The sequence below is a fragment of the Flavobacterium flavipigmentatum genome, assembly GCF_020911905.1.
GTDB classification, from domain to species: Bacteria; Bacteroidota; Bacteroidia; order Flavobacteriales; family Flavobacteriaceae; genus Flavobacterium; species Flavobacterium flavipigmentatum.
In genome coordinates this window covers 1,254,898-1,277,196 of record NZ_CP087133.1, presented here as the reverse complement: position 1 = coordinate 1,277,196, position 22,299 = coordinate 1,254,898, and the positions used below count along the sequence as shown (strand labels likewise).

General features: G+C 33.3%; 23 protein-coding genes. 13 read left to right on the top strand and 10 right to left on the bottom strand.

The features are described 5' to 3' along the window. Positions 1–14: 14 nt before the first annotated feature. The 4 genes from LNP22_RS05955 to LNP22_RS05940 all read right to left on the bottom strand — a co-directional run bounded on the left by LNP22_RS05955 (position 15) and on the right by LNP22_RS05940 (position 6,129). Positions 15–1,160, bottom strand: coding sequence for a S1 family peptidase (locus tag LNP22_RS05955; protein ID WP_229975759.1), 1,146 nt, complete (start codon positions 1,158–1,160; stop codon positions 15–17). 442 nt (positions 1,161–1,602) lie between these two features. Then, a complete protein-coding gene (locus LNP22_RS05950) occupies positions 1,603–3,480 on the bottom strand; it encodes a M1 family metallopeptidase (RefSeq protein WP_229975758.1) in 1,878 nt (625 codons plus the stop codon). 31 nt (positions 3,481–3,511) lie between these two features. Further along, on the bottom strand, positions 3,512–5,143 hold the full coding sequence (locus LNP22_RS05945) for a S8 family peptidase (protein ID WP_229975757.1): 1,632 nt from the start codon (positions 5,141–5,143) through the stop codon (positions 3,512–3,514). 128 nt (positions 5,144–5,271) lie between these two features. Further along, positions 5,272–6,129 (bottom strand): MBL fold metallo-hydrolase, encoded by an 858-nt coding sequence (locus tag LNP22_RS05940; RefSeq protein ID WP_229975756.1) that lies wholly within the window; start codon positions 6,127–6,129, stop codon positions 5,272–5,274. Positions 6,130–6,549: 420 nt separating this feature from the next. Between LNP22_RS05940 and LNP22_RS05935 the strand changes: the two genes are divergently transcribed. The 7 genes from LNP22_RS05935 to sufD all read left to right on the top strand — a co-directional run bounded on the left by LNP22_RS05935 (position 6,550) and on the right by sufD (position 11,828). After that, positions 6,550–6,879 (top strand): HesB/IscA family protein, encoded by a 330-nt coding sequence (locus LNP22_RS05935; protein ID WP_210665430.1) that lies wholly within the window; start codon positions 6,550–6,552, stop codon positions 6,877–6,879. A 92-nt stretch (positions 6,880–6,971) separates the two neighbouring features. Further along, positions 6,972–8,420 carry a Fe-S cluster assembly protein SufB gene (gene sufB / locus LNP22_RS05930; protein ID WP_210665429.1) on the top strand — a complete coding sequence of 483 codons (1,449 nt, stop codon included), beginning with the start codon at positions 6,972–6,974 and terminating at the stop codon, positions 8,418–8,420. A 75-nt stretch (positions 8,421–8,495) separates the two neighbouring features. Then, a complete protein-coding gene (locus LNP22_RS05925) occupies positions 8,496–8,699 on the top strand; it encodes a DUF2683 family protein (protein ID WP_229975755.1) in 204 nt (67 codons plus the stop codon). Positions 8,700–8,735: 36 nt separating this feature from the next. After that, the gene (locus LNP22_RS05920; protein ID WP_229975754.1) at positions 8,736–9,224 is read left to right on the top strand and encodes a flavodoxin family protein; all 489 of its coding nucleotides are present in this window, start codon (positions 8,736–8,738) and stop codon (positions 9,222–9,224) included. Between the two features lie 14 nt (positions 9,225–9,238). Further along, a complete protein-coding gene (gene sufC / locus LNP22_RS05915) occupies positions 9,239–9,985 on the top strand; it encodes a Fe-S cluster assembly ATPase SufC (RefSeq protein ID WP_229975753.1) in 747 nt (248 codons plus the stop codon). A gap of 41 nt (positions 9,986–10,026) precedes the next feature. Beyond that, entirely contained in the window at positions 10,027–10,395 is a 369-nt protein-coding gene (locus tag LNP22_RS05910) for a four helix bundle protein (protein WP_229975752.1), read from the top strand. A 116-nt stretch (positions 10,396–10,511) separates the two neighbouring features. Continuing rightward, positions 10,512–11,828 carry a Fe-S cluster assembly protein SufD gene (sufD, locus tag LNP22_RS05905; protein ID WP_229976360.1) on the top strand — a complete coding sequence of 439 codons (1,317 nt, stop codon included), beginning with the start codon at positions 10,512–10,514 and terminating at the stop codon, positions 11,826–11,828. Between the two features lie 88 nt (positions 11,829–11,916). Here sufD and LNP22_RS05900 read toward each other — a convergent pair whose 3' ends face one another. Genes LNP22_RS05900 through LNP22_RS05885 form a run of 4 tightly spaced genes read right to left on the bottom strand, consistent with a single transcriptional unit; the run spans position 11,917 to position 15,734 of the window. Continuing rightward, positions 11,917–12,294, bottom strand: a complete 378-nt coding sequence (locus tag LNP22_RS05900) for an ASCH domain-containing protein (protein WP_229975751.1) — start codon at positions 12,292–12,294, stop codon at positions 11,917–11,919. A 3-nt stretch (positions 12,295–12,297) separates the two neighbouring features. Next, positions 12,298–13,815, bottom strand: coding sequence for a PIN domain-containing protein (locus tag LNP22_RS05895; RefSeq protein ID WP_229975750.1), 1,518 nt, complete (start codon positions 13,813–13,815; stop codon positions 12,298–12,300). Then, positions 13,812–14,336: an ATP-binding protein gene (locus LNP22_RS05890; RefSeq protein ID WP_229975749.1), complete on the bottom strand. Its 525-nt coding sequence runs from the start codon at positions 14,334–14,336 to the stop codon at positions 13,812–13,814. Before LNP22_RS05890 ends, LNP22_RS05895 begins: the two co-directional genes overlap by 4 nt. Positions 14,337–14,384: 48 nt before the next feature. Continuing rightward, positions 14,385–15,734, bottom strand: a complete 1,350-nt coding sequence (locus LNP22_RS05885; protein WP_229975748.1) for a serine hydrolase domain-containing protein — start codon at positions 15,732–15,734, stop codon at positions 14,385–14,387. A 221-nt stretch (positions 15,735–15,955) separates the two neighbouring features. Between LNP22_RS05885 and LNP22_RS05880 the strand changes: the two genes are divergently transcribed. From LNP22_RS05880 to LNP22_RS05855, 6 genes are all read left to right on the top strand, one after another. Continuing rightward, on the top strand, positions 15,956–17,170 hold the full coding sequence (locus LNP22_RS05880; protein ID WP_229975747.1) for an aminotransferase class V-fold PLP-dependent enzyme: 1,215 nt from the start codon (positions 15,956–15,958) through the stop codon (positions 17,168–17,170). An 11-nt stretch (positions 17,171–17,181) separates the two neighbouring features. After that, positions 17,182–17,607: a hypothetical protein gene (locus LNP22_RS05875; RefSeq protein WP_229975746.1), complete on the top strand. Its 426-nt coding sequence runs from the start codon at positions 17,182–17,184 to the stop codon at positions 17,605–17,607. Positions 17,608–17,609: 2 nt separating this feature from the next. Continuing rightward, positions 17,610–18,035 (top strand): SufE family protein, encoded by a 426-nt coding sequence (locus tag LNP22_RS05870; RefSeq protein ID WP_229976359.1) that lies wholly within the window; start codon positions 17,610–17,612, stop codon positions 18,033–18,035. 4 nt (positions 18,036–18,039) lie between these two features. After that, positions 18,040–18,363: an SUF system Fe-S cluster assembly protein gene (locus tag LNP22_RS05865; RefSeq protein WP_229975745.1), complete on the top strand. Its 324-nt coding sequence runs from the start codon at positions 18,040–18,042 to the stop codon at positions 18,361–18,363. Positions 18,364–18,432: 69 nt separating this feature from the next. Then, entirely contained in the window at positions 18,433–18,942 is a 510-nt protein-coding gene (locus tag LNP22_RS05860; protein WP_229975744.1) for a DUF2480 family protein, read from the top strand. An 80-nt stretch (positions 18,943–19,022) separates the two neighbouring features. Then, a complete protein-coding gene (locus LNP22_RS05855; protein WP_229975743.1) occupies positions 19,023–19,973 on the top strand; it encodes a DUF3078 domain-containing protein in 951 nt (316 codons plus the stop codon). A 55-nt stretch (positions 19,974–20,028) separates the two neighbouring features. Here the strand turns inward: LNP22_RS05855 and hflX are convergent, their stop codons facing one another. Both hflX and LNP22_RS05845 read right to left on the bottom strand, forming a co-directional pair. Beyond that, complete coding sequence (gene hflX, locus LNP22_RS05850; protein ID WP_229975742.1) at positions 20,029–21,258, bottom strand: GTPase HflX; 1,230 nt, start codon at positions 21,256–21,258, stop codon at positions 20,029–20,031. A gap of 148 nt (positions 21,259–21,406) precedes the next feature. Next, complete coding sequence (locus LNP22_RS05845; protein WP_229975741.1) at positions 21,407–22,270, bottom strand: hypothetical protein; 864 nt, start codon at positions 22,268–22,270, stop codon at positions 21,407–21,409. Positions 22,271–22,299: the final 29 nt, after the last annotated feature.

Here is a 22,299-nt window from a genome sequence, read left to right as displayed (position 1 = left end):
TTAAGATGTTCTAATTAGAAATTGCGAATATGCTTAGCGACAATTCCAAAATTAAATCCCTGCACCTGATCTACTCCGCTAAAATTGACTGCAATCAACTGACCGCACTCATTAAAAACGGGAGCGCCACTAGCTCCATGTGTAGAAGTGATACTGTACTGAATTTTATTCCCGTCTGATTCTTTACTTATTTTACCATCATAAAGCTGCACTTTTATACCTGAATTTGTCATTGCCAAATCCATTCCCAAAGGATAGCCAATCATTATTGCTTTTTGTCCTGGATTTAAAGAAGTATCATCCTCTACTACATTGTCAAGATTGATGATGTTTGCAACACTTTCTGGGGTTTTATGATCCGTTAGTCGCACAATGCCTAAATCTATATTGGTGTCTTCTGAAATTTTTTCGATCTCGCAACTAAGCCATTGGTCATCCGAATCATGAAGTGCAACGGTAATATCTACAGTTTTTACATATACCTCAATATCTTCCTTCGACACATATTCTTTAACCGGAATAGCCGCTGCAATATCTGTTGCTACTTTGGATGTATCTGTTTCTGTATCATTTGAACTGATAAATTCTTCACCCGCTGGTTCTTCAGTTGTTTCTTCACCTTCGCCTTCATAATCGCCTTCGCCTTGATTTTCGTCATAAGCAGATGCCGTTTCCCAGTTTCTTTCAATAAAACTTTCATACTGATCTTCTGAAATATCAGTAGTAAGGATTGAAGCAATTTTCAATCTTAGATTTCTTATAGCAGTATTTGATTTTTCCTGCTCTTCATCTGATGAGTTCCATGGCTGCAAAACATGGCTGTTGGTCAATATTTTTCCGTCTCTATCCACGAAAAAACCTGTCCCAAAAACCGTTTCTTCTTTTGCATCTTGAGTAGTAAGCTGAATTTCTTTTCCCTTGATTTTTGCAAAATAACCATACTTGTGTTTTATCAGTACAACAGCGTCTTTGTATTCGTTATAAACTTTTGTATCTGAATCTAAACAAATAGCATCAGGTTGCTTTTTAAAATATTTAAAGCCAAAAAAAGCTGCTGTTGAGAGAATGATTACAGCAAAGAAGATAATTTTATAAGGTTTTCTTTTTTCATTGTTATTATAATGCAAATCATTGTTGGTTCCGATTTTTCTAATTTTCATTTGTAAATAGGTAAGTTTTATTAATTTGGTTATGGATTGTTAATTCACAAAATTACTGATATTTGGAATTTTAACGGCCCGAAGGTAGTAATTTAATTGTTAAACTTTACTGTAAGAAACTATTGTATTTGGCATTGGTAATAGTTGTTTGCCGCTCAGTATCTTTTTAATCGTTCTAACAACTCATCGTTATTAGCATTTTGTATTTCATACTTTAAAGCTTTCAGATCTGGACTGAATTTAATATCTTCCTTCTAATGTAAAGTACTCTACGGTAGAATTATATCCCAATAAAAAATATAGTAATTATAAATTTCTGTGCAATGAAGGCAAAGCAGTATTGATTAAAATGAATACTCTTTTTAATCCTTTTTTAAAACAATAAAGCCAAAACCAGATTAAAATCTTGCTTTGGCTTTATTACAATAATAATTTTAAATTTTTACTTTACTTCAAAAACATTATTTGCAGCTTTTACATCGGCCATTAATCCGCTTGGATCGATAGTGATTTTTTTGATCGCTGTTTTATTTTTATCAATTGTAAAATTATAATTTGATTGTGCCCAAGCCCAATCGTCTAAAACCGTTCTTTTTACATTTGGATTTGGGTTTGGCTTAACAAAATTCATCATTCTTAACGGAATGTAAAAACTTTCTGAAGTACCATCTGTATACTCAACCGTCAAATCAATTGGCATTGGCATTCTTCCTATTCTCTCAAGAGTAATGGTAGTTTTTCCTGCATTATCAGCTACGTCTTTAATTCCGTAATCAATTGTATTTGCCGTTTCCGCCCAATCTATCAAATACCAATCCAGCTCAGCTCCCGAAACTCTTTCTGCAGATCTTTTAATATCATTAGGAGTTGGGTGTTTGAATTTAAAATCGTTGTAATATCTTTTTAAGGTAGCATCCAGATTCTCTTGTCCGATTACATAAACCAATTGCGACAAAAAGAGACTTCCTTTTACATACGATGAGATGCTGTAAGGTCTGTTTTCGTCGTAACGATCGCCGTGTGTAGTTTGTGGCTGCTCTTTTCCTGATTGCACCAATTGATAATAGGCTGCGTAATTTCCTTTAAAAGGATTTACCTCTTTTTTAGCTGCCAATTCATTCAACACTCTGTCTTCGATGTAAGTGGTAAAACCTTCATCCATCCAAGGGTGTTTTGATTCGTTTGAAGCTAAAATATGCTGAAACCAAGAATGTCCTAATTCGTGCGTTGCAGTGCCTAAAATTCCTTCAAAAGTTCCGTTTCCTAACATCAATGTACACATGGCATACTCCATTCCACCATCACCACCTTGAATAAAAGAATATTGTTTGTATGGATAAGCTCCCACTGTTTTATTATAAAAATCCATCACTTTTACCATCATTGGCTCCAGTTTTTTCCAATTTTCTGCCACTTTTGGATTGTTTTTGTAAAAGAAATGCAAATCAACATCATTGGGTCCTTTTACGATATCATGCGCATACTCTTTGTCTGCTGCCCAAGTAAAATCGTGAACATTTGGCGCAATAAAATGCCATGTTAACGTTTTTGTTTTTTTAGGATATACAACCGTTACACCTGCATCCTGATATCCATGACCAATTTCGTTTTTGTTTTGCAAATAGCCAGAACCACCAATTGTGTAAGCTGAATCTAATGTAATTTTCACATCAAAATTACCCCAAACACCATGAAATTCTCTTGCAATATAAGGGTCGGCATGCCAGCCTTCGAAATCAAATTCGGCTAATTTTGGATACCATTGCGACATAGACAATTCTATTCCTTCGGAATTATTTCTTCCCGCACGACGAATCTGAACAGGAACTTGTCCGTCAAAATCTAATGTAAAAGTCGTTTTAGAATTTGGTAAAATTGGTTGAGCCAAAGTCACCTCTAAAATGGTTCCTGAAGTCCTAGTCTGAGCCGTTACACCATCTTGTTTGAAGTTCGTGATTTTCAAAAAACCTATTTCATTAGGTTTCAAGGTTTCAATTCGGCTTTGTTTGGTCTCTTTTCCGTCTGCGCCTTTGACTTTGTTTACCATTCTTCCGTCAGGATCTTTTATAGAATGTAAACGAGCATCCATTTCGCTTCCTGGCTGAAAAGCATTAAAAAACAAATGGTAATACACTTTTTTTAAGGTATCTGAAGAATTATTGGTATACACCAACTCTTGTTTTCCTTTATACTGATAGGTTTTTACATCCATCGAAACCTCCATTTTATAGTCAACATGTTGTTGCCAATAGGGAGTATTTTGAGCGAAAACTGAGTTTAAGCCAAAACTCAAAAATGATAGTAGGATAATTTTTTTCATCGAAATTTAAACTGGTATTTAAATAAAACAATTATTTTTTAGACATTTTTTCTGCCAAAAGTAATGCATTATAAGCATTTACCATTTTTGCCGTTCTGGATGATTCTGTTGCAGCAACCGGCTCAGGTTTTTCATTTGGATTTGGGTTTTCGCCCAAAACTACCATCGTTGGCAGCAATACTCCAGAATCCATTAAAATCTTTTTTACTTGTGCTGCTTTCAATTTTGGATAATACGAGCGAATTAGAGTCGCAACTCCAGCTGCGTTAGGCGAAGCCATTGAAGTCCCTTGTAAATATTTGTATTTGTTATTCGGAACAGTTGCGTAAATCTCTTCGCCTGGAGCAAAAACATCTACGTTTATTTTTCCGAAATTAGAAAATCCAGCCACCACATTTTCTCCATACACGTTATTGATAGCGCCAATAGTAATTACGTTATCAGCAAATTCTTTAATGTTATCTTCAGAATCATTTGGATAGTTAATGTTTTTTGTTTCATCAATATTGTATCCATCGTTACCTGCCGCATGTACAATTAAAACATCTTTTTTAGCAGCATATTTTATAGCATCATACACCCATTTTTTATGCGGAGAAAAACTTTTTCCAAAACTTCCGTTGATTACTTTTGCTCCATTGTCTACCGCATAACGAATAGCCAAGGCAATGTCTTTATCATACTCATCACCATCCGGAACAGCTCTTACTGTTAGAATTTCTGCATTTGCAGCCACTCCGTCTGCGCCTAAATTATTATTCCGAATTTGTGCAATAATCCCCGCTACGTGTGTTCCGTGAAGCGCTTTTTCTTTATCCGGACCAAAAACAATATTATTGCCATAATGATTGTCTTTGATGTCTTCAGGATTATCTCCTAAAGCTTTTCGACCATTAAAATCTTTATTTAAGTTATAATTTAACTCGTCATAAACATGTGCTCTGTAATCTTCCAATTCTGCTTCAGGATCAAAAGTTGACCCTGCATTGGTAAAAATCTGAGTCATCACCATCTTGCTTCTAGCCACTTTAGAATCTGTAGAGGTGATCGTACTTAAATCCTCTATTTTATAAGTAGTTTTATTCAGTTCTTTTTTGATAGTGCTGTGTACATCCAATAAAAAATCTACTTGTTGTTTGTCTTCAAGTGCTTTTTTATATTTTTCTTCATATTGTGCTAAAGCATTTTTGTATTCCGCAGAACCATCATCACCTTTTTTTACAATACGGGTCATTTCTAGATTTTCGGCAACAACGTCTCCAAGAAAATTCCATCCGTGAATATCGTCTATAAAACCATTTTTATCATCATCAATTCCGTTTCCAGGAATTTCTTTTGGATTGGTCCAAATCATTCCTTTTAGATCTTCATGCTCAATGTCAACGCCAGAATCTACAATACCTACGATAACTTTTATACCTTTTTTTCCTTGTAATAATTCGGCGTAAGCCTTATCAACACTCATTCCGGGAATAGTGTCTTTAACCAAATCAAGGTGGCTCCATCTTTTTAATTCATTTTCAGAAAGTGGTGCTTTTTTGACAACAACTAATGGAGAATTTGTTGTTATTTGGGAAGTAGCAACTTGTGCTTGTAAGGTTGCACCTGAAGCTAAAAGAAATAATGCGAAAGCAGATAAAGTAATAGATTTTATATGAGTCATATATAAATTTTAATAAAAGTTGAAATATTGGACTAAATTATAATTTTTTGTTGCAAAAAAGCAGAGATTAACACCTCATTATGAAAATTTGGATAAAATATAAAGGTTTTCTGAAAATAAAAGGAGCCTTAAAAAACATCCTCACAAGTAAAAACGTCTCTCAATCGAACACCCTTTTCGGTATGTTCTACCGTTATAATTTGATTGTGCGCATCGTGTTCCAGAAATAAATAATGGTTGTTATCTGCTGCCGCATTCAAAAATTTAGCCTTTTCAGGCATCGTCAAAAGTGGTCTGGTATCATAACCCATTACATACGGTAGCGGAATATGTCCGGCTGTCGCCAATAAATCGGCACAAAAAACAATCGTTTTCTCCTTATATTGAATGTGTGGAATCATTTGTTTTTCGGTATGTCCATCGACATAATAAATTCCGAAGTTTAATTCTTCCGAATAACCATAATCTGATTCTGACCTTTGAATGAAATTTAATTGACCGCTTTCTTGCATTGGTAAAATATTTTCAGACAAAAAAGATGCCTTTTCTCGCGCATTAGGTTGTGTTGCCCACTGCCAATGATTTTCATTTGTCCAGAATTTAGCATTTTTAAAAGCCGGTTCGTAACCTGTTTTATTTGCGTTCCATTGTACACTTCCACCACAGTGGTCAAAATGCAAATGCGTCATAAAAACGTCTGTAATATCATCACGATGAAAACCATATTTTGCCAAAGAGGCATCTAATGAATGGGAACCCCACAGAGAATAATACCCAAAAAACTTCTCAGATTGTTTGTCTCCCATTCCGGTATCAATCAAAATGAGTCTATTATTATCTTCAATCAATAAGCAACGCGCCGCAATATCAATCAAGTTATTGGCATCTGCAGGATTTGTTTTGTTCCAAATAGTTTTGGGCACTACTCCAAACATTGCTCCTCCGTCTAATTTAAAATTTCCGGATTCTATAGGGTAAAGTTTCATAAATAAATTGCTAAGATGAAAACAAAACTAGCAAATCCAAACTCGTCCTGCTAAAAATTCAATTTAAAAATTACAATTTTATTTTAAGAGAATAAAAGATTTGCCTCTCCGTATGTATTTTTTTTTAATGAATTTTCAGTAACCATTAAAATAAATAACTGTTGACTGGTTTTTTCCCCTAATTTGATTGATTGGAGAAAACGATAAGCAAAAGCGGTTGTAGTTTTAATTGTGCAAATAACTTTTATCTATTTTAACATTTGTTATAATAATGTGAACTGTTATGGAAAAAGGTTTTTAAATACTATCTTTGCAGATAATTTATCCGTTACCGTGCATATATTTTTAAAATTGTAATCCTTTGACTGCAATTTAAATACGGGTAAATCACAGTTTTATAAAAACAAACAATACAAACACATGATAAAAGTTTCTGATACTGCCAAAAAGAAAATTATCGACTTGATGAAAGATGATGGTTTTGACGCGGCACACGACTACGTGAGAGTAGGCGTAAAAAGTGGTGGATGCTCTGGTTTGTCTTATGATTTAAAATTTGACAAAGCCAAAGGCGACGACGATAAAATATTTGTAGACAACGATATAACAATTGCAGTTGAAAAAAAATCATTTCTATACCTGGCTGGAACAACTCTAGAGTTTTCGGGCGGATTAAACGGTAAAGGATTTGTATTTAATAACCCAAATGCAAGCAGAACTTGTGGTTGCGGCGAATCTTTTTCTCTTTAAAAATAATTAAACGATAGCAAAATTTAAAGATTTTAAAGATTACGGAAGTATTTTTTACTATTTAAATTTTTAAATCTTTCAATACATAAAAAATGTCAAAATACACGGAAGACGATTTAAAAATCGAACTCGAAACTAAAGAATACGAATACGGATTTTATACCGATATAGAATCGGAAACGTTTCCTATTGGCTTAAATGAAGATATCGTAAGAGCCATTTCTCTTAAAAAAGAAGAACCTCAATGGATGACCGATTGGCGTATTGAAGCTTTTCGTGCCTGGAAAGAAATGGTTGAGCCGGAATGGGCCAATGTCCATTACGTAAAACCAGATTTTCAAGCGATTTCTTACTATTCTGCTCCAAAGCAAGTTGACCCAAACAAAACTTTAGATGATGTAGATCCGGAACTTTTAGAAATGTACAAAAAGTTAGGCATCTCTGTTGACGAACAAAAAATGATGAACAATGTCGCTATGGATATTGTAGTCGATTCTGTTTCTGTGGCCACCACTTTTAAGAAAACATTGGGAGAAAAAGGAATTATTTTCTGTCCTATTTCTGAAGCAATAAAAGAACATCCCGAATTAGTAAAAAAATATTTAGGTACGGTTGTTCCTCAAAAAGACAACTTCTATGCCGCATTAAATTCAGCTGTTTTCTCTGACGGAAGTTTCTGTTATATTCCGAAAGGCGTTCGTTGCCCGATGGAACTTTCTACTTATTTCAGAATCAATCAGGCAGGTACAGGACAATTTGAAAGAACCTTGGTTATTGCCGATGCCGGAAGTTATGTTTCTTACCTTGAAGGTTGTACGGCTCCAAGTCGTGACGAAAATCAATTACACGCTGCTGTGGTGGAATTAATCGCTTTGGATGATGCCGAAATTAAATATTCTACCGTTCAAAACTGGTTTCCAGGAAACAAAGAAGGAAAAGGTGGTGTTTATAACTTCGTAACTAAAAGAGGTATTTGCGAAACCAATGCCAAAATTTCATGGACACAGGTTGAAACGGGTTCAGCTGTAACTTGGAAATATCCTTCTTGTGTATTAAAAGGAGACAATTCGGTAGGAGAATTTTATTCAATTGCTGTTACCAATAACCACCAGCAAGCTGATACGGGAACAAAAATGATTCATTTAGGAAAAAACACTAAATCGACTATTATTTCTAAAGGTATTTCTGCTGGAAAATCGCAAAACAGTTACCGTGGATTGGTGCAAATTAGTGCCAGAGCAGAAAATGCAAGGAATTTTTCGCAATGTGATTCGCTTCTAATGGGTAATAATTGCGGCGCACATACTTTTCCTTATATCGAAAGCAAAAATCCATCAGCAAAAATAGAACACGAAGCAACGACAAGTAAAATTGGAGAAGATCAGGTTTTTTATTGCAACCAAAGAGGTATCCCGACAGAAAAAGCGATTGCCTTAATTGTAAACGGTTTCAGTAAAGATGTATTGAACAAGCTTCCAATGGAATTTGCTGTTGAAGCTCAAAAATTATTAGAAATTTCTTTAGAAGGATCTGTAGGGTAAAAATTTGTTTCAAGTTTAAAGTTTCAATTTGTTGATTTAAACAAAAAAGAAAATTTTAAACTAAAAAAAGACAATATGGATTTAATACTGAAAAATGTAAAGAAAAAAGATTTGCCTCTTCTAAAAGCATTAGCAAAACGTCTTGATTTTGAGATTGAAGTGCAAGAAAAGCCATATAATCCCGAATTTGTGAAAGAGATTTTACAAGGACAAAAAGATATAAAGGAAGGCAGAGGTATAAAAATGAATATTGAAGATATAGACAATTTTTGGAAATAATCATTTTCATTAAAAGGACATTACGAATAAGTATTAATGGAAAATAAAAAAGTCATCATTTTAGGTTCATCTAGAAAAAACGGAAACACAACAAAAATTGTAGACGAAATCTCTAAAGAACACGGAATAGAAGTAATTAATTTAAGTGATTTCAATATTTCTTATTACGATTACGAAAGCAAAAATAGAGAGGATGATTTTTTTCCTTTGATAAAAGGAATTATCGAAAATTACGACACTTTAATCTTTGCAACGCCAGTATATTGGTATAATATGAGCGGAATCATGAAGGTTTTCTTTGATCGTTTTTCTGATTTAATTCGAATTGAAAAAGAAACTGGCAGAAAACTTAGAGGAAAAAAAATCGGTGTGATATCCAATTCCCATGAAAATGAAATTGAAGATAGTTTTTACATTCCATTCAAAAAATCAGCCGATTATTTAGGCATGGAATATTTAGGAAACGCACATTTTAATGCCAATATCCTCAACCAAACAACAAAAATAGAATTGACATTTATATAAAATAAAAAAAAACAATGTTATCAATACAAAACCTTCACGCCTCAATTGGTGATAAAGAAATCCTAAAAGGAATAAATATAGAAGTTAAAGCCGGAGAAGTACACGCTATCATGGGACCAAACGGTTCTGGAAAAAGTACCCTTTCTGCCGTAATTGCCGGAAACGAAAACTACGAAGTTACAGATGGTTCTGTTTTTCTTGACGGAGAAGATCTTGCAGATTTGGCCCCTGAAGAAAGAGCGCACAAAGGTGTTTTTCTATCCTTTCAATATCCTGTAGAAATTCCGGGTGTGAGCGTTACGAACTTTATGAAAACAGCTATCAACGAAACGCGTAAAGCCAACGGTCAAGCCGAAATGCCAGCAAACGAAATGCTGAAAGTTATTCGTGAGAAATCTGAATTATTAGAAATCGATCGTAAATTTTTATCTCGTTCTCTAAACGAAGGTTTTTCTGGTGGTGAGAAAAAAAGAAACGAAATTTTTCAAATGGCAATGTTAGAGCCAAAATTAGCGATCCTTGACGAAACCGATTCTGGTCTTGACATTGATGCACTAAGAATTGTAGCTAACGGAGTTAACAAATTGAAAAGCGAGAAAAATGCTATTATCGTAATCACACATTACCAGCGTTTATTAGATTATATCGTACCCGATTTCGTTCACGTTCTTTACAACGGAAGAATCGTAAAATCTGGCGGAAAAGAACTGGCCTACGAACTGGAAGAAAAAGGATACGACTGGATTAAAGCGGAGAATTAAAATAGTCTGTAAAGTCTAAAGTCGCAAAGTCTAAAGGAACTATGGGTAAATTTAATTCTTTCGAAGAAATTAATTCTTGGCAAAAATCTAGAGTTTTCAACAAAAGAATTTATTTGGCAACTGAGAGTCCTAGTTTCAAAAAAGACTTTGATTTCGTTAGACAAATCAGAAGAGCATCATTATCTATTTCATCAAATATAGCAGAAGGTTTTGAACGAAATACAGACAAAGAATTTATTTACTTTTTGTACGTGGCCAAAGCATCTGCAGGAGAAGTTCGATCTCAATTATATTTAGCCTTTGATTTAGATTATATTTTAAAAGAAGAATTTGAAATACTTTTAGAATCGATAACAGAAATATCGAAGCTATTAAGTGGTTTTATTAAATATTTGAGCCCAAAGCCATAAAGTCCAAAGTCATAAAGTTTTAAACTTTGTACTATAAATTTTATCCTTTTGGCAAAACAGTCGACAATCTTAAGTCTTTTGACTTTTGGCTTTCGACTTTAAGACTAGAAAAGAAAATGGATTTAAAAGAAAAATTAGTATCGTCTTTTATGGCTTTTGAAGAGCGTGTTGATGTACATTCAGATTTGCATGACATACGTACAAATGCCTTAAAAAACTTCGAAAATAAAGGTTTTCCAACCAAAAAAGAGGAAGCTTGGAAATACACATCGCTAAACGCCATCTTAAAAAATGACTTTACGGTTTTTCCAAAGGCAGAAAATGCAATCGAATTTAATCATGTAAAAAAATACTTTTTACACGAAATCGACACTTATAAATTAGTGTTTATTGATGGCGTTTTTAGTTCGCATTTGTCTTCTACCACACACGACGGAATCGATGTTTGTCTGATGTCATCGGCATTGACCAAACCAAAATATAAAATGGTTATTGATACCTACTTCAACCAGATTGCAAGCAAAGACGAAAGTTTGACTTCGTTGAATACTGCCTTTGCTTCTGAAGGAGCTTTCATCAATATTCCGAAAAAGAAAGTAGCTGACAAACCTATTGAAATCATGTATTTCTCAACAGGAAATGAAGCTGCATTAATGGTTCAGCCAAGAAATTTGGTTATTGTGGGTGAAAATTCACATGTTCAAATTATCGAGCGACATCAAAGTTTGAACGAAAATCCGGTTTTGACCAATTCGGTTACGGAGATTTTTGCTCAAAAACGTGCTATCATTGACTATTATAAAATTCAAAACGATAATAGCGAAGCAAATCTAATTGATAATACGTATGTTTCGCAACAGCAAGAAAGTCATGCTTATGTACATACCTTTTCGTTTGGAGGAAATCTGACACGTAACAACTTGAATTTTTATCACTTTGGTGAAAGATTGACAAGTACGCTAAACGGAATCACAATTCTAAGCGACAAACAACACGTTGATCATTATACTTTAGTCAATCACTCAACGCCAAATTGCGAGAGTTTCCAAGACTACAAAGGAATTTTTTCTGATCGCTCAACAGGCGTTTTCAATGGAAAAGTTTTGGTTGAAAAAGACGCTCAAAAAACAAACGCTTTCCAGAAAAGCAACAATATTTTGTTGAGTGATAAAGCCACTATCAACGCAAAACCACAATTAGAAATTTTTGCTGACGACGTAAAATGTTCTCACGGTTGTACTGTTGGACAATTAGACGAAACGGCAATGTTCTACATGCAATCTCGTGGAATCCCTAAAAAAGAAGCCAAAGCTTTATTGATGTACGCATTCTCGAATGCCGTTATCGAAAGCATCAAAATACCGGAATTAAAACAAAGAATTACTAAAATCATCGCTACGAAATTAGGCGTGAATTTAGGATTTGATTTGTAAAAAATTCTATTTACAAAAGTCAAAAACCGATAATTTTTTAAAGTTTATCGGTTTTTTTATGACTTTTTATTTTTTAACTAATAATTAGTTATTCATTTGACCAATATGCAAATGACTGTGGTGGAGTTAAATTATAATCCTCTTTTAAACATTTTGGATTTTCAAATCTTCTTTTATTTTTTATTTCAATGGCAAAGCCATGCTCTCTATTCTCAAAATACTCATAAAAATAATCTTCAGTTATTCCAGAGTATTCTTTTGTCTTATCCCAAAGCTCTTTAAGATCAAGATTAAATATTTTTTCTATTTCAAATTCTCCAATTACTTTTTGAACTGGAGAAGAAGCATAAACCAAAACTGATGTTACATTTTGATTTTTAAAAATAGCTTTTCTAAATTCAAATTTTTTTGTCCCATCAAATATCTTATTTGCAAATTGGGGCTTAATAGATAGTACTACTTTCATATGTTAGTGTTTATATGCAAATTTAATCAAATCATTAAATTGCTCATTTGTTATTTTAATAAATCCTCTAGGCATATTCAATATATCTGGGATAATACCTAATTTATTCAAGTCATCTAAAGTTGGTTTTGGTGTTGGCAAAGAATGAGCATATAAAAAGTTAATAACAAATGGTCTGTTTTTAGGAAATTTATTCCACCATTGTGTTTCCAATTCTTCTTTTGAAATCATTGTCCTTCTATTACAAGCTTCAAAAAAACTCTCAAAAGAATTAAAATTATTTTGGATATTTTCAACAATACAAATTGTGGTAATGGTGCTAGAATATTTTTTTGGAATAGTCTCACCCATTCGATAGATAATTAGTAAATCGCCCGGTTTTAAATACCGATTAAAAGAATGAGAAATATATACTTTACTAATTCTATTTCTATGAGGTTCATTTTCTATATATTTCTTAACGTCTTCTCTAGTATTTATGCTGTCAGGAAAAAGCTCTGTATGATATTGTGGCTCAATCTTAATTATATATTTATCAGTCTTTCTTGATAAAAATGGAAACGTTAATTTTGGATTTTCTAAATTTATTGGTGTTTCTCTATCAAAAGCTCTTACATAAACTTTTTCTTCTCCGTTTTTTGTTGTTTTTAATCCATAATAAACAAAACCCCATTCTTCTAACATATCAATTAATTGCTCTTGCTCAGGTCTTTTATTGAAAAGAGTAACATAAATCTCTTTAACTTTAAACTGAATTGCATTATCAAAAATGGTTTTTAAAAATCTTTCTCCTATTTTATATCCATTCCCTGTGACTTTCAAAGTTCCGATCTTTAATCTTCTTTTTGGCTCAAAAATAGGATTTATGTTAGAATAATTTTCTGTTTCATTTTCAATCTTTACAAAAAGAAAGGCAGTTAAGTGTCCATCACTATAACAAACATAACATGGATCTTCTGATTTACTATTAAACCAAGAATTGAATTCTTCATAATCAAGTCTGAAACTATCAAAAAACTCGTCATTAATATTAACCTCGGCAAAATCAACTTTTTTAACAGCTAAAACTTTGTAATTAACTAGTTCAGGATTTTCAGAGGTTACTTTTTCTAGAAAATTTTCAATTTTATAAACTTTATCCGCTATACCAAGTAAATTCGCTTTAGTGTGTATTTTTTTATCCTCGGAAATTAAAATATCTACTCTACCTTCATAAACTTCATTTAAAATTTGAGTGTCATTTATATCATTATCTTGTTTATCAATATTTTTACTAACTTTAAGAATCTTTTCGCCTAATGGAGCTTGATGCTTAAGTAAATTGTAACTCTCAATTTTAATACTCATTGTATCAAGAGCATTCGGATCCTTATATCTTTGTAATTCTTCAATCGTTAAGGGATGGATGTATTTCGAATATTTGAGATTGTCGATCCATTTGAAAAGTTCTCCAATTTCAGGTTTATAAATTTTATTCGCTTCTCTATGAATAATAATGTTTGTGTCTAATAAAACTTTCATCTGTTTAGAATATCTAAAAACCGTTCATAATTATTATTTATAATTTCAATGTATGGAACACAATACTTTTTTGAAAGATATTTTGCATATTCTATTTCCATTTGTTGTAATTCATTCAAAATACTAATTTTATAAATTTTATCATCTCTCGATTCTAATCTTTTGACAATTATTTTAACATCATCAATTACTATTGCTATTGCTCTTGGATTAATTTGATCAAAAACATCTTCATCAATTCTACATGGAACTGCAGATGAATTTAATAAACAAAAATGACCGTCAAGCAAATATTCTTTATTTTTTTCAATTAAATTTTCTAATCCAACAATTAATCTTTCTTGAGTCGAAGAAAGATCTTTGACTAATTTATTCTCTGAAAAACTGATTTCATTCCATTTCAAAACTTGACTGGCGGTTATATGAATTAATCGCGTTTTAGAAGCTATTTCTTTACAAACAGTTCCTTTTCCAACCCCATGAATTCCACCTACAAAATATATATTTTCAAATAGCTTCATGTATGAATTTTCAACTAAGATATCAAAAAGAATGAAATTTACTATAAATTATTTTTTAACTGATGAAATTATCCCCTTCAAAAACTCATTAAAATCAAATCCCTGATCTTCTTCCTTCAATCCCATTCTCACAATCACCATATCTAAAGACGGAATAATTGCCACCATCTGTCCTTGAAAACCGCTGCAATAAAACATATCTCTAGGTACATCTGGAAATTTACCACCAGCATTTAACCAAAATTGAGCTCCATATTGCCCATTAGAGGTATTGGTTGGGGTTGCTGTATATTTTACCCAGCTTTCATCTAGAATTTGTTCGCCGTTCCAGTTTCCTTTATGCAAGTACAGCAATCCAAATTTTGACCAATCTCTTGGCGTTGCCCATCCGTAAGACGAACCCACAAAAGTTCCCGACATATCTTGCTCCACAATCATTGAGTTCATTCCGATTTTGTCGATTACGGCGCTGTACCAAAAATCAAGGTATTCTTGTTGTGTTTTGAATTGATTTTTTAAAATCCTAGACAACAAATTAGTAGTTCCAGAAGAGTAATTCCAATGAGAGTTTGGTGCAAACTGAGCTGGCTTTTCCATTTGTACTTTCCCCATATCTTCAGCCTCAAAAAGCATTTTTGTAGCATCGCAAATCGTACTGTAATTTTCTTCCCATTCTAAACCAGAATTCATGTGAAGCAAATCGTTTATCGTGATCTTTTTACGCTCATCATTTTTCCATTCTACAATGGGAGCAGGTTTATAAATATCAATTTTTCCTTGTTTGGCAAGTACTCCAAAAGCAGCACTAGTGATACTTTTCGTCATCGACCAACCTAAAATTTTACTGTCTTTACTAAAGTTTTTATCATATTTCTCGGCTATCAATTTATCTTTATACAAAACTACGACCGCACGCGTTCTTTTGGCTTGTTTTCCCGCTTGGTCAAAAGCACTTTCGACTGCTTTCTTCAATTTTGAATAATCTATATTTGAAAAAACAGTGTCTTTTGGATCTATATTCCCGTAAGGGAAAGGTAAATTAGTAACCAACTGAGTTCTTTTTGGCAATAAATAAGGTTTATTGACATCAAAATTGTCATTTATCAACGTTGCTCCTAAACCTTCACGGTAAATTGCCTTTCTTTCTTTCAGACCATAGACATCCGAAGTTGCAAATTTTCCTGCATCATTGATGGCATTAGTCGCTAAATTTAACAACGGAATATCATTATCGGTTTTTTCGATTAATTCCTTCGAACGGTTATCCATGAAATGACCCGAAGCAATACTTTTGGCAGAAAAGCCAGAAATCAAATCAAGTTTTGGATAAGTTGTGAATCCAAAATAAATAAAAACAAGTACTAAAACAATCGCGACTAATTTGAGAATTTTTTTCATAAACGCTAAAGGTATTTTTTTTGCAATATAATTAATTTATGATCAAGATATTAAGATAGAATTTAGATTTTTAACTGATAACATTCAGAAATTGAGTAAAAAGCCATTTTATTATCTTTTTAATTTTTCTATTAATAGCGCTATAAAAGGAAATGATAGAATAGAAGCATAAAACAATTTAGTTTTAGTACTTTTGTACTTAGAATTTTTCTAAATAAATTATGCTAGATATTCAAAAAATAAGAGCTGATTTTCCGATACTTTCACAAAAAGTAAACGGAAAACCTTTGGTATATTTCGACAACGGCGCAACTTCACAAAAACCACAAATTGTAATTGACGCTGACGCCAAATATTACCAAGAAATAAACGCCAATATTCACCGTGGCGTACACACTTTAAGTCAATTAGCGACTGATGCTTACGAGCTTTCTCGTGGCAAAGTGCAGCAACATATCAATGCCAAGTTTGCTCACGAAGTACTTTTTACTTCTGGAACAACCCACGGGATCAATTTGGTGACAAACGGATTTGCTTCGATTTTAAAACCCGGTGATGAAATTTTAGTGTCTGCATTGGAACATCACAGTAATATTGTGCCTTGGCAAATGTTATGCGAAAAAACCGGTGCAACCCTAAAAGTGATTCCGATGAACGAAGAAGGCGAATTGATCATGGAAGCCTATGATGCTTTGTTGTCAGAAAACACAAAAGTAGTCACAGTAAATCATATTTCGAATGCTTTAGGAACTATCAATCCTATAAAATATATGATCGATAAAGCACATGCGGTTGGTGCTGCTGTCCTCATTGATGGTGCACAAGCTGTTCCCCATTTAAAACCGGATGTTCAGGATTTAGATTGTGATTTTTATGCTTTTTCAGGACACAAAATGTGCGGCCCAACTGGAACCGGAATTTTATACGGAAAAGAAGCATGGTTAAACAAATTGCCTCCCTACCAAGGTGGTGGCGAAATGATTAAGGAAGTTACTTTCGAAAAAACAACTTACGCTGATTTGCCTCATAAATTTGAAGCAGGAACTCCTAATATTGCTGGCGGAATTGTTCTTGGAACCGCTATTGATTACATGAATGAAATTGGTTTTGAAGCTATTCATGCGCATGAGGAAGAATTGTTACAATACGCTACGAAGCGTTTATTGGAGATTGAAGGATTGAAAATCTACGGAACAGGAAAAAATAAAGCTTCGGTAATTTCGTTTAATATCGATGGTATTCATCCTTACGACATCGGTTCAATTATTGATAAATTAGGAATTGCGGTTCGAACAGGACATCATTGTGCTCAACCGATTATGAATTTCTTTTGCATTCCTGGAACCATTCGTGCTTCTTTTTCTTTTTACAACACCAAAGAAGAAATTGACTCGATGGTAGAAGCCGTTAAGAAAGCCCAGACAATGTTAAGCTAAAAAATATTTTTATGAGAATAGTATCTTTGTTACTCTTGACCATCGTAATTGGAACTGGATGTTCTAGTCAGAAAAAACCAGACATGGCCACTACCTCTATAGAATACTCGGCCATGTCAAGAGGTTTCTACAAAAAAATCACGGTTCAAAACCAAACTGTTTGGGTAGAAAATGAAAGAGGCAAAGATGCTGTTGAAAGTAAAATGGATTTAGCAAAATGGAACCAAATTGTGGCAGCATTTGAAAAAGTGAATTTAGATACCATTTCAACTCTAAAAGCTCCCACAGAGAAGCGTTTTTACGATGGTGCTGCCATTGGAAATTTAAAAATAATTCAAAATCAAAAAACATACGAAACACAAGGTTTCGACAATGGCTTTCCTCCAAAAGAAATAGAAAAACTTGTAAATTTGTTAGTTGATTTTACTGAAGAATAATGATGACAATAAAAGAAATACAAAACGAAATAATAGACGAATTCTCTATGTTTGATGATTGGATGCAACGTTATGAGTACATCATCGAGTTAGGAAAAAGTCTTCCTTTGATTCAAGAAGAATACAAAACAGACGAGAATTTGATCAAAGGCTGCCAATCGAAAGTTTGGCTGCAAGGCGAGCAAAATGATGATAAAATACTTTTTACTGCCGATAGCGATGCTATTTTAACAAAAGGAATTATTGCCATCTTGATTCGTACTTTCTCCAACCAGAAAGCATCAGATATATTATCTGCAGACACTGATTTTATTGATGCTATTGGCCTTAAAGAACATTTATCGGCGACACGCGCCAACGGATTGGTTTCGATGATAAAAAATATCAAAATGTATGCTTTAGCATTTGATTCAAAAAATAAAAATTAAAAAAATGGAACAAGAAATAGACACGAACCAATTAGGAGAATCGATTGTAAAAGTTTTAAAAAGCATTTACGATCCCGAGATTCCTGTAGATATTTACGAACTAGGATTGATTTATGATGTAATGGTAAATACAGATTACGAAGTAAAAATCTTGATGACGCTGACGTCTCCAAATTGCCCAGTAGCAGAAAGTTTGCCACGAGAAGTTGAAGAAAAAGTAAAAACTATCGAACACATAAAAGAGGTAGATGTAGAAATTACTTTTGACCCACCTTGGAGCAAAGACTTAATGAGCGAAGAAGCAAAACTAGAACTGGGAATGCTTTAAATATTTGTTTCATGTTTAAAGTTTCAGGTTGCTTAACTTGAAACTTTAAACCTAAAACTAAACTTTTTTATGGAAGAAATCATCAATAAAGTTGCCAATAGTGTTTTAGAAGTTTTTGATTTGGAAGATTATTATCCGAAAGGAGCACGTGTACAAATTGACATATCGCAATGGCTTTTAGAAGGTTTATTATTAAAAGAAAAAGACTTTAGAGAACACCTCAAAAATCATAATTGGTCACAATATCAAGATCAATTTGTAGCTATCAACTGCAGCACAGATGCGATTGTTCCGGCTTGGGCATCCATTCTGGTGGCGGTACAACTGGCACCTTTTGCCACAAAAGTCATCAACGGAACTGTAGAAGATTTAGAAGCCAGTTTATATGAGGAAATCTTAAGCAAGGTTGACTATGCTGCGTACAAAAACAAGCCCGTTATCGTAAAAGGCTGCTCAAAAAAACCTGTTCCGATGCGCGCTTACATAATTGCGACCACCAATTTACAACCTTTTGCCAAAAGCATTATGTATGGAGAAGCATGCTCTGCTGTACCTCTTTATAAAGAAAATAAGAAATAATTTACAATTATAATTGACTAATTTTTATCATCTTAATGGTTTTTAGTATCTTTGTTCATACATTTTAAAATAAAAAAACCATGAGAAAGACAGCACTATTACTGTTCATTTTGGCAAATTTCACTTGGGCACACGCTCAAAATACTGAAAAAGAATTAATTCAAAATACTGAAAAAGCTGTACAAAAAATCAACGATACTATTGAAGGTGAAGGCTGGAAAACAAAAGGAATTGTATCGCTCCTACTCAATCAATCCAGTTTCAACAATTGGATTGCGGGAGGAGAAGACAGTTTTTCTGGAACCTTGGGTATCAATTACGATTTTAATTATAAAAAAGACGATCTAACCTGGGACAACAAAATTCTGGCTTCGTACGGTCTTTTACAAACCAAAAATGCAGACTTTGAAAAGAAAACAGATGACCGTTTAGAATTCAATTCTATTCTCGGAAAAAAAGCTTTTGGCCAGTGGTATTACTCGTTTTTCCTGAATTTTAGAACCCAATTTTCTACCGGATATCTTTACGGTCAGGATGCCAATGGAAAGGAAATCAGAACCGAAAATACCAAATTTATGTCACCTGGATACCTTACTACTGGTCCGGGTATTTATTGGACAAAAGATGATAATTTGAAAATAAACTTTGCCCCTTTGACTTCAAAATTTACCTTTGTAGACGGCCTTTATACCTCTGGCATCGACCAAAGAACCGGTTTACCTTATGTTGATGGCGATTATTTTGGGGTAGATGCAAACAAAACGATGCGATACGAGCTAGGTTTCTATGCTTCTCTATACTACAAACTTGCCATAATGACCAACGTAACTGCCGAAAACACCTTGAATTTATATTCTAATTACTTGGAAGATCCACAAAATGTTGACCTTAATTATTCCTTGAATATTATAATGAAAGTAAACAAATTTTTGTCGGCTAATCTATCGTTTCAGGCAATTTATGACGACAATGCTTTTAAAGGATTTCAAACTCGTGAAGTTTTTGGTTTGGGAGTTAACTTTGGATTCTAATCGAAGTATACAAAAAAGAAAAACGGCTTTTGAATATTCTCAAAAGCCGTTTTTTTTATTCCTCTTCTTTTTCAATGGCATCTTTGTAATCCGGATACAAAAATTTATTATACGGAAATCGGGTAATATGAATCTGACGAACAGCCTCATAGACTCTTTCTCTAAATTCTTCAAAATTTTCTTTGTTCACAGCGGATATAAACAATGCATTATTTTCTCCCAAACGATGCATCCAAGTCGTTTTCCACTCCTCAAGTGTGTAATGTCTTGGTGTTTTTTCGGTCATTAAATCATCTTCATCAATTGTCAAATGTTTGTAAGCATCTATTTTATTAAAAACCATGATAACTGGTTTTTCATGCGCTTTAATATCTTGCAACGTCTGATTTACTGATGCAATATGATCTTCAAAATCCGGATGCGAAATATCTACAATATGCAGTAATAAATCGGCTTCGCGAACCTCATCAAGGGTACTTTTGAAAGAATCCACCAATTGAGTAGGCAACTTTCTGATAAATCCAACAGTATCAGAAAGCAAAAATGGTAGGTTTTTAATGACCACTTTGCGCACAGTCGTGTCTAAGGTTGCAAATAATTTATTTTCAACAAAAACATCACTTTTACCAACGGCATTCATCAAAGTCGATTTTCCAACATTGGTATATCCCACCAAAGCAACGCGCACCATTGCACCACGATTACTTCGCTGAACGCCCATTTGTTTATCAATCGTCTTGATTTTTTCTTTCAATAACGAAATTCTGTCACGTACGATACGTCTATCGGTTTCAATCTCTGTTTCACCAGGACCACGCATACCAATACCCCCTTTTTGACGCTCAAGGTGTGTCCATAAACCAGAAAGCCTTGGCAATAAATAGATACATTGTGCCAATTCTACCTGTGTTCTTGCATACGAACTTTCGGCTCTTTGTGCAAAAATATCCAGAATCAAATTGGTTCTATCCAAGATTTTACAATCTATAATTTTAGAGATATTTTTTTGTTGTGATGGCGATAATTCATCATCAAAAATCAAGGTCGAAATAGCATTCTCTTTCACATAAAGATTGATTTCTTCTATTTTTCCCGTACCCATAAAAGTTTTAGGATTCGGTCGTTCCATTTTTTGCCAAAAACGTTTAATCACCTCACCACCTGCGGTAAAGGTCAAAAACTCTAATTCGTCAAGATACTCGTTAAGTTTTTCCTCACTCTGATTTTGAGTGACAATGCCTACAATGGCAGTTCGCTCAAAATTTATAACTTCTTTTTCTAACATAGCTTTGAATAAGTTGCAAATTTAATCATTTGGAAGGTATTAATTCTTATAGAATTCTTTTTTTAAATTACGAATTACTATTAATTTAAAAAAATAAAACCATCCAGAGATTGCTTCCAGATGGTTTTAAACTATATGTTAAAAAAAGTTATTCGTAAATAAACGTTTTTTCTGTTTTAACAATTCCGTTTTCTTCAATCTGGGAGCAAGATATTGGATAGTCTAATTTATTGTATTTGTATTTTCTGGACACCGCAACCAATACCGCAGATGTAGGACTAAAATTTACTTCGTTATTATACGAAATAGCTTCAAAACTAAATTCATCTTCGTGATACGAAATCAAGGGTACAATCAATTTGTAATTTTCTCCAAATAAGTTTTGCACGATCAAAGATTCAACCGATTTTTTATCATCAAAGGTATAGCTTTTAGATATTTTATCTCCCACCAAACCTCTATGTTTTACCACATTATCATTGGTATACACAAATTCTATTTTACCAATAATTTGTTTATTTCTATCGCGAGAAGTACGTCGCACTATGATACCATTTTCTACAATATATTCGATATCATCAACCAAATTCTGATGGTTGGTGCTTTTTTTAGTAATCGCTTTTATTCGTGCTCCTTCATAGGTAAAAGTTACCACTTTGGTAACATAATCATTCCCTTCCTGATATTTTTTAGTAAACTTTACAAGGTTATTATCAGCGTCATACGCATAATTGACAACTTCTTTCCAATCGCTTCCTGTTTTTTCCTTAACAGTCATATCGAGTAATCCTTTTTTGTTGTAAAAAAAGTGCTGAAAAACATCCGAAGTAGTAATAAGATCTATTTTCCCGTCCTTAAATGAAACTGTTTTATTTACAATTTCACCATCTTTAAAATTTTGGTAATTGGTTTTTACAATGTTAATCTGCTTGAGTCTAACAGGAGCATCTTGACTTTGCATTACTGTGCAAGACAAGACCATCATAGCGATGGTAAGTAAGTAGGTCTTCATTTTGTATTTTATTTTTATTTGGGTTGACC

Coding starts and splice junctions, on each gene's coding strand:
- LNP22_RS05955 (WP_229975759.1), bottom strand. CDS start 1,160: ATGAAAATTAGAAAAATCGGAACCAACAATGATTTGCATTATAATAAC.
- LNP22_RS05950 (WP_229975758.1), bottom strand. CDS start 3,480: ATGAAAAAAATTATCCTACTATCATTTTTGAGTTTTGGCTTAAACTCA.
- LNP22_RS05945 (WP_229975757.1), bottom strand. CDS start 5,143: ATGACTCATATAAAATCTATTACTTTATCTGCTTTCGCATTATTTCTT.
- LNP22_RS05940 (WP_229975756.1), bottom strand. CDS start 6,129: ATGAAACTTTACCCTATAGAATCCGGAAATTTTAAATTAGACGGAGGA.
- LNP22_RS05935 (WP_210665430.1), top strand. CDS start 6,550: ATGATAAAAGTTTCTGATACTGCCAAAAAGAAAATTATCGACTTGATG.
- sufB (WP_210665429.1), top strand. CDS start 6,972: ATGTCAAAATACACGGAAGACGATTTAAAAATCGAACTCGAAACTAAA.
- LNP22_RS05925 (WP_229975755.1), top strand. CDS start 8,496: ATGGATTTAATACTGAAAAATGTAAAGAAAAAAGATTTGCCTCTTCTA.
- LNP22_RS05920 (WP_229975754.1), top strand. CDS start 8,736: ATGGAAAATAAAAAAGTCATCATTTTAGGTTCATCTAGAAAAAACGGA.
- sufC (WP_229975753.1), top strand. CDS start 9,239: ATGTTATCAATACAAAACCTTCACGCCTCAATTGGTGATAAAGAAATC.
- LNP22_RS05910 (WP_229975752.1), top strand. CDS start 10,027: ATGGGTAAATTTAATTCTTTCGAAGAAATTAATTCTTGGCAAAAATCT.
- sufD (WP_229976360.1), top strand. CDS start 10,512: ATGGATTTAAAAGAAAAATTAGTATCGTCTTTTATGGCTTTTGAAGAG.
- LNP22_RS05900 (WP_229975751.1), bottom strand. CDS start 12,294: ATGAAAGTAGTACTATCTATTAAGCCCCAATTTGCAAATAAGATATTT.
- LNP22_RS05895 (WP_229975750.1), bottom strand. CDS start 13,815: ATGAAAGTTTTATTAGACACAAACATTATTATTCATAGAGAAGCGAAT.
- LNP22_RS05890 (WP_229975749.1), bottom strand. CDS start 14,336: ATGAAGCTATTTGAAAATATATATTTTGTAGGTGGAATTCATGGGGTT.
- LNP22_RS05885 (WP_229975748.1), bottom strand. CDS start 15,734: ATGAAAAAAATTCTCAAATTAGTCGCGATTGTTTTAGTACTTGTTTTT.
- LNP22_RS05880 (WP_229975747.1), top strand. CDS start 15,956: ATGCTAGATATTCAAAAAATAAGAGCTGATTTTCCGATACTTTCACAA.
- LNP22_RS05875 (WP_229975746.1), top strand. CDS start 17,182: ATGAGAATAGTATCTTTGTTACTCTTGACCATCGTAATTGGAACTGGA.
- LNP22_RS05870 (WP_229976359.1), top strand. CDS start 17,610: ATGACAATAAAAGAAATACAAAACGAAATAATAGACGAATTCTCTATG.
- LNP22_RS05865 (WP_229975745.1), top strand. CDS start 18,040: ATGGAACAAGAAATAGACACGAACCAATTAGGAGAATCGATTGTAAAA.
- LNP22_RS05860 (WP_229975744.1), top strand. CDS start 18,433: ATGGAAGAAATCATCAATAAAGTTGCCAATAGTGTTTTAGAAGTTTTT.
- LNP22_RS05855 (WP_229975743.1), top strand. CDS start 19,023: ATGAGAAAGACAGCACTATTACTGTTCATTTTGGCAAATTTCACTTGG.
- hflX (WP_229975742.1), bottom strand. CDS start 21,258: ATGTTAGAAAAAGAAGTTATAAATTTTGAGCGAACTGCCATTGTAGGC.
- LNP22_RS05845 (WP_229975741.1), bottom strand. CDS start 22,270: ATGAAGACCTACTTACTTACCATCGCTATGATGGTCTTGTCTTGCACA.